The sequence below is a fragment of the Hydrogenophaga sp. genome, assembly GCF_022844385.1.
Classification (GTDB): domain Bacteria; phylum Pseudomonadota; class Gammaproteobacteria; order Burkholderiales; family Burkholderiaceae_C; genus Hydrogenophaga.
In genome coordinates this window covers 1-6,056 of sequence record NZ_JALHLX010000166.1, presented here as the reverse complement: position 1 = coordinate 6,056, position 6,056 = coordinate 1, and the positions used below count along the sequence as shown (strand labels likewise).

At 66.7% G+C, this 6,056-nt stretch carries 5 protein-coding genes; all 5 read left to right on the top strand.

Features of this window, described 5'->3' with window-relative positions:
• A partial coding sequence (locus Q0C59_RS17915; protein ID WP_291218088.1) for a Tex family protein occupies window positions 1-2,028 on the top strand: 2,028 nt, incomplete at its 5' end.
• A 138-nt stretch (window positions 2,029-2,166) separates the two neighbouring features.
• Window positions 2,167-2,994: an HDOD domain-containing protein gene (locus Q0C59_RS17910; RefSeq protein WP_291218086.1), complete on the top strand. Its 828-nt coding sequence runs from the start codon at window positions 2,167-2,169 to the stop codon at window positions 2,992-2,994.
• An 84-nt stretch (window positions 2,995-3,078) separates the two neighbouring features.
• Window positions 3,079-3,930 (top strand): HDOD domain-containing protein, encoded by an 852-nt coding sequence (locus tag Q0C59_RS17905; protein ID WP_291218084.1) that lies wholly within the window; start codon window positions 3,079-3,081, stop codon window positions 3,928-3,930.
• 27 nt (window positions 3,931-3,957) lie between these two features.
• Complete coding sequence (locus Q0C59_RS17900) at window positions 3,958-5,031, top strand: patatin-like phospholipase family protein (protein WP_291218081.1); 1,074 nt, start codon at window positions 3,958-3,960, stop codon at window positions 5,029-5,031.
• A gap of 27 nt (window positions 5,032-5,058) precedes the next feature.
• Window positions 5,059-6,030, top strand: coding sequence for a rhodanese-related sulfurtransferase (locus Q0C59_RS17895; protein WP_291218079.1), 972 nt, complete (start codon window positions 5,059-5,061; stop codon window positions 6,028-6,030).
• The last annotated feature ends 26 nt before the right edge of the window (window positions 6,031-6,056 follow it).

Genomic DNA, 6,056 nt, shown 5'->3' with positions numbered 1-6,056 from the left:
GACCCCACGGCCGAGGCCATGGCGTTCACCCGCCCCCCCGAGGTGCTGGACGACGGCAAGCCCGGCGCCGACTTCTCCACCGTACCTGCGGTCCTCGACGGCGTGCGCGACATCCTGAGCGAGCGCTGGGCCGAAGACGCCGCGCTGCTGCAGAACCTGCGCGAGTGGCTCTGGGCCGAAGGCCTGCTCAAGAGCACGCTGGTGGCGGGCAAGGACGAAAACGCGCCCGAGGTGGCAAAGTTTCGCGACTACTTCGACTACGACGAGCCGATTTCGCGCGTGCCCTCGCACCGGGCGCTGGCGGTGTTCCGCGGGCGCTCCCTGGAGATTCTGGATGCGAAGCTGGTGCTGCCCGAGGCTTCACTCCCTCTCCCTCTCCCTCTGGGAGAGGGCAGGGGTGAGGGCTCTCCCGCGCGCAGCGCTGCCCCCTCCCTCGCCGAAGGCCGCATCGCCTTGCAACTGGGCTGGAGCCACCAGGGCCGCAAAGCCGATGATTTGCTGCGCAAATGCGTGGCCTGGACATGGCGCGTGAAGCTCTCGCTCTCCAGCGAGCGCGACCTGTTCGCCCGCCTGCGCGAGAGCGCCGAGGCTGTCGCCATCAAGGTGTTTGCCGACAACCTGCGCGACCTGCTGCTGGCCGCACCCGCCGGCCCCAAGGTGGTGATGGGCCTGGACCCGGGCATCCGCACCGGCGTGAAGGTGGCGGTGGTCGATGCCACCGGCAAGCTGGTGGACACGGCCACGGTGTACCCGCACGAGCCGCGGCGCGACTGGGACGGCGCCTTGCACACGCTGCGCCTGCTGAGCGAGAAACACGGCGTGAACCTGATCGCCATCGGCAACGGCACCGCGAGTCGCGAGACCGACAAGCTGGCCGCCGACCTGATGAAGCAGTTGGCCCGTCCCGAGATCCAGAAGGTGGTGGTGAGCGAGGCCGGTGCTTCCGTGTACTCCGCCAGTGAATTCGCCAGCCAGGAAATGCCCGACGTGGACGTGAGCCTGCGTGGCGCGGCCAGCATCGCGCGACGCCTGCAGGACCCGCTGGCCGAGCTGGTGAAGATCGATCCCAAGAGCATCGGAGTGGGCCAGTACCAGCACGACGTGAACCAGAGTGAACTGGCCCGCACGCTGGACGCGGTGGTGGAGGACTGCGTGAACGGCGTGGGCGTGGATCTCAACACCGCCAGCGTGCCGCTGCTCTCCAAGGTGTCGGGCCTCTCGGGCAGCGTGGCCAAGGCCGTGGTGCGCTGGCGCGAGGCGCACGGCGCGTTCAAGAACCGGCAACAGTTGATGGACGTGGCCGGCCTGGGCGCCAAGACCTTCGAGCAGAGCGCGGGTTTCCTGCGCATCCGCGGTGGCGACAACCCCCTGGACATGACGGGTGTGCACCCGGAGACCTACCCGGTGGTGGAGCAGATCATGAACACCACGGGCAAGCCGGTGGCCGAGCTCATGGGCCGCGCCGACATGCTCAAGACTCTGCGCCCCGAGCTGTTCGCCAACGAGCGCTTCGGTGTGATCACCGTCAAGGACATCCTCGGCGAGCTCGAGAAACCCGGTCGCGACCCGCGCCCCGATTTCCAGGTGGCGCGCTTCAACGACGGCGTGGACGACATCAGCGACCTGCGCGAGGGCATGATTCTGGAGGGCACGGTGAGCAACGTGGCCCAGTTCGGCGCCTTCATCGACCTGGGTGTGCACCAGGACGGGCTGGTGCATGTGAGCCAGCTGGCACACAAGTTCGTCAACGACGCGCGCGAAATCGTCAAGACCGGGGACATCGTCAAGGTCAAGGTGATGGAAGTCGACGTGGCGCGCAAGCGCATCGGCCTGTCGATGAAGCTCGGCGAGGCACCGGGGCGCAGCGCAGGGCAGGGCGCCGGGCCGCGCGACAACCGCTTCGAGCCGGTGCGATCGGTTCGCCCGGAGGGACGCAGCGCTTCTGGCAGCGCTGGGCCGGCGGCACCCTCGGCCATGGCTTCCGCGTTTGCCCGCCTGCAGGGTTCGGGCAAGGGTACCAAGGGCTGAAACAGGCCGGTTGAAACCGGCCTGTTCCGGGCTGCTTCGAGGGCTCAAGTTGGGGGCATGGGTGCCGATACACCATGGAACGGGCAAACCTCAGGTCATGGCCCGCAACGACCCCAAGCCGCCACCGGACTTCACCCCATGCAACTCGAAGCCCTGCTGAACTTTCCCCGAGCGCTGCCCGCCATGTCGCGCACCGTGTCCGACCTGCTGGCGGAGATGAACAAGGACGACCCGAATCCCAAGCGTGTGTCCGACCTGATCTCGCAGGACCCGTCGCTCACCACGCGGGTGCTGCGGCTGTCCAACTCGGCCTTCTTCCGCGTCAGCCGCAAGATCGGCAGCGCCGAGGAGGCCGTGGCCATGCTGGGCATGACCCATGTGCGCTCGCTGGTGATGGCCGCGGCCCTGGGGTCGAGCTTCAAGAACGTGCCCGGGGTCAACCTGCCGCAGTTCTGGCGCTACAGCCTGCGGGTGGCCGACATCTCCAAGTCGCTCTCCGGCCTGCTGCGCCAGAACGAGAGCAACGCCTTCACTGCCGGCCTGATTCACGCCATCGGCGACCTGATCATGCACATCGCCATGCCCGACCTGATCGCACCGCTGGACATGGGTACACCGCCGCTGGACCTGAACCGGGCACGGGCCGAGATGTCGGTGTTCGGCTACAGCTACGCCCAAGTGGGCGCGGGCATGGCGGAAAAGTGGCAGTTCCCCACCACCATCGTCTCGGCCCTGAACAACCAGATCAGCCCCTTTGACGATGAGGCCTACGACCCGCTGGGTGGTGTGCTGCACATCGCTTCCTGGCGCGCACGCGCCGAGGAGATACAGCTCGACGAAAACGGCCTGGTGGCCACCTTTCCCGACCTGGTGGGCCTCTCGCTCGGCCTGGACCTGGACAGCGTGCTCGGCAAGGACCCGTCGGAGTGGTCGTTCAGCCAGGCGCTGGGCGCGTTCATTGACTGAAAAAGACCTCAAGTGCGCAGGTTTTCAGGCGATAAAAATGACAGCAAACCCGATTCGGGTGGGCGCAAAAGGCGGGGAAAAGACATGCAACTCGAGAAGCTCCTGAAACGGCCCGATGCCCTGCCATCGGCCCCCAAGGTGGTGCGCAAACTGATCGAAACTTTTGATCAGGAAGATGTCGACGCCATGCTGGCGGCCTCCTATATCGAAGACGACCCGGTGCTCACCGCCAAGTTGCTCAAGACCGCCAACTCGGCCTTCTTCGGCTTGCACCGCTCGGTGTCGAGTGCCCGCGAGGCGATCCAGGTGCTGGGGTTGATCAAGGTGCGTGCGCTGGTGATTGCCGCTTCGCTGGGCGAAGGTTTTCACGCCGTGGGCGGTGTCAACCTCAACCAGTTCTGGCGCTACAGCCTCAACACCGCCAACCTCTCGCGCTACATCGCGCTGCCGATCCGCATCGACGAGAACACGGCCTTCACCGCCGGCCTCATCCACGGCATCGGTGAGCTCGTCATGCACGTGGGCATGCCCGAGGCCATGATCGACCTGGACCGCAGTGTGCCCATGCTCGATCTCAAGCGCTCCACCGCCGAGCGTGGCCTGTTTGGCTACAGCTATGCCGAGGTGGGCGCCGCGCTGGCCCGCGAATGGAATTTTCCGCGCCGCATGATCAACGCCATCGAACACCAGACGGCGCCGTTCGAGAACGAGGTCTACGAACCCATCGCCGGCGTGATCCACATCGGCTCATGGCGCGCCCGGGCGGAAGAACAGGCCATGCGCTCGGAGTTGTTGATCAACACCTACCCCGATCCTGTGGGGCTGGTGCTCGGTATCGACCCCGACACGGTGGTGGCCGAGGAGATTCCTTCGATCTCGCGCCACACCGAGATCACCGAAGCCGAAGAAACCCCGGGCGACCACGTCACGTCGTGACGACCGGCTGCGACACAATCGCAGCCCATGCAAGCACTTCGCCTCTACGCGGGTCCGCGCGCCCGCCAGCACATCGCGCAACACGGTCTGCGCCCGCGAGACGTGGGCGTGATCCCCGCCGCCGCCGGCGGACCCAAGGGCCTGATCCTCGGGCCACTCGACCGCTTCCTGTTTGGTCAATGGCTGCTGCAAAGTGACCAGCCGGTGCACCTGGTGGGGGCCTCCATCGGCGCCTGGCGCATGGCCGCCGCCTGCCTTCATGACCCGGTGGCTGCTTTCGAGCGGCTGGAGCGCGACTACATCGCCCAGCACTACGACTTGCCTCCAGGCCAGAAGCGCCCCACGCCCGATCAGGTCAGCGAGCAGTTTGGCGGCAACCTCAAGCTCTTTTACGGCGGTCGCATTGGCGAAGTGTTGAATCACCCGCGCTACCGGCTGCACATCGTCACTTCGCGGGGTCGCCACCTGCTTGGCCGTGATGGAAGCCTTCGCACGCCCTTGGGCTATCTGGGCGCATTCGCGGCCAACGCCCTGCACCGAAAGGCGCTGGGTGCCTGGTTGGAGCGGGTGGTGTTCTCCACCAGCTCCCAGCTCCCGTTCGATCCCCACGATTTCCGCACCCGCCAGGTGCCGCTGGGTGACGCCAATTTCATGGACGCGTTGCAGGCCAGTTGCTCCATTCCCTTCGTGCTGCGCCCGGTGCACGGCATTGCGGGTGCGCCACCGGGCGCCTACTGGGACGGTGGCATCACCGACTACCACCTGCACCTGCGCTACCAGCCACCGGCCGCCGCACCCATCGTGCTGTACCCACATTTCCAGCAAGCGGTGGTGCCGGGCTGGCTCGACAAGGCCTGGAAGGGTCGGCACCGCAGCAGCGCCGCGCTGGACAACATGCTGGTGCTCGCGCCCGATCCCGCCTGGGTGAAGACCCTGCCCAACGCAAAGCTGCCCGACCGCCAGGACTTCACCCGCTACGGCCCCGACCTGGCCGGGCGCATGAAGGCCTGGAACGGTGCCACCGCGGCCAGTCAGCAGTTGGCGGACGAGTTCGCTCAGTGGCTTGAGCGGCCCGACCCCGCCCAGCTGCAGCCGCTATAAGCGCGGGGCAGGGGGATAATCGCGGTCATGTCCGCCGAGCCTCGCGCCCCCATGTACCTCACCGCCGCCCTCTACCAGTTTGTCGATCTGCCCGACTTCGCCGATTTGCGCGAACCGCTGCAGGCATGTTGCGAGGCAAACGGCGTCAAGGGCACCTTGCTGATTGCGCGGGAAGGCATCAACGGCACCATCGCCGGGCCCGAAGCGGGCGTGCGTGCCGTGCTGGCGCACCTGCGCGCCGACGCGCGCCTGGCCCGCCTGCCGCACAAGGAATCGTGGAGCGAGCACCCGCCGTTTCACCGCATGAAGGTGCGGCTGAAGAAGGAGATCGTGACCCTGCGCGTGCCCGGCCTGGACCCGAACAAGACCGTGGGTCAGTACGTGAAGCCGCAAGACTGGAACGCCTTGCTGGCCGACCCCAACGTGCTGGTGATCGACACCCGCAACGACTACGAAGTGGCCATCGGCACGTTCGCCGGTGCGGTCAATCCGAACATCAAAACCTTCACCGAACTGCCGGCCTGGCTGGACGCTCAGCCGGCCTTGCAAGACGGCAAGAAGCCCAAGGTGGCGATGTTCTGCACCGGCGGAATCCGCTGCGAAAAGTCCACTGCGCTCATGAAGATGCGGGGATTCGACGAGGTCTACCACCTGGAGGGCGGCATCCTCAAGTACCTCGAAGAGGTCCCGCCCGGGCAGAGCACCTGGCAGGGCGACTGCTTCGTGTTTGACGAACGCGTGAGCGTGGGCCACGGTTTGCAGCCCGGGCCCCACGAGCTGTGCCGCTCGTGCCGCTGGCCTTTGAGTGCTGCCGAGAAGGCTTCACCGCACTATGTCAAGGGCGTGAGCTGCCCGCACTGCCACGACCAGCGCACCGAGCAGGAAAAAGCCCAGCTTGCCGAGCGCCAGCGCCAGGTGGAGCTGGCCGAGTCACGCGGGCAGGTGCATGTGGGCGCTCGACAGGGCCGCACCGTCGGCGCTCCGCAAGAGCCGGCTTAGCTCCAGGCAATCCACCGTTCCCCGGC

Bases quoted from the DNA above. Each gene is read 5' to 3' on its own strand.
- Q0C59_RS17900 (WP_291218081.1), top strand. From the start codon at position 3,958: ATGCAAGCACTTCGCCTCTACGCGGGTCCGCGCGCCCGCCAGCACATC.
- Q0C59_RS17895 (WP_291218079.1), top strand. From the start codon at position 5,059: ATGTCCGCCGAGCCTCGCGCCCCCATGTACCTCACCGCCGCCCTCTAC.
- Q0C59_RS17910 (WP_291218086.1), top strand. From the start codon at position 2,167: ATGCAACTCGAAGCCCTGCTGAACTTTCCCCGAGCGCTGCCCGCCATG.
- Q0C59_RS17905 (WP_291218084.1), top strand. From the start codon at position 3,079: ATGCAACTCGAGAAGCTCCTGAAACGGCCCGATGCCCTGCCATCGGCC.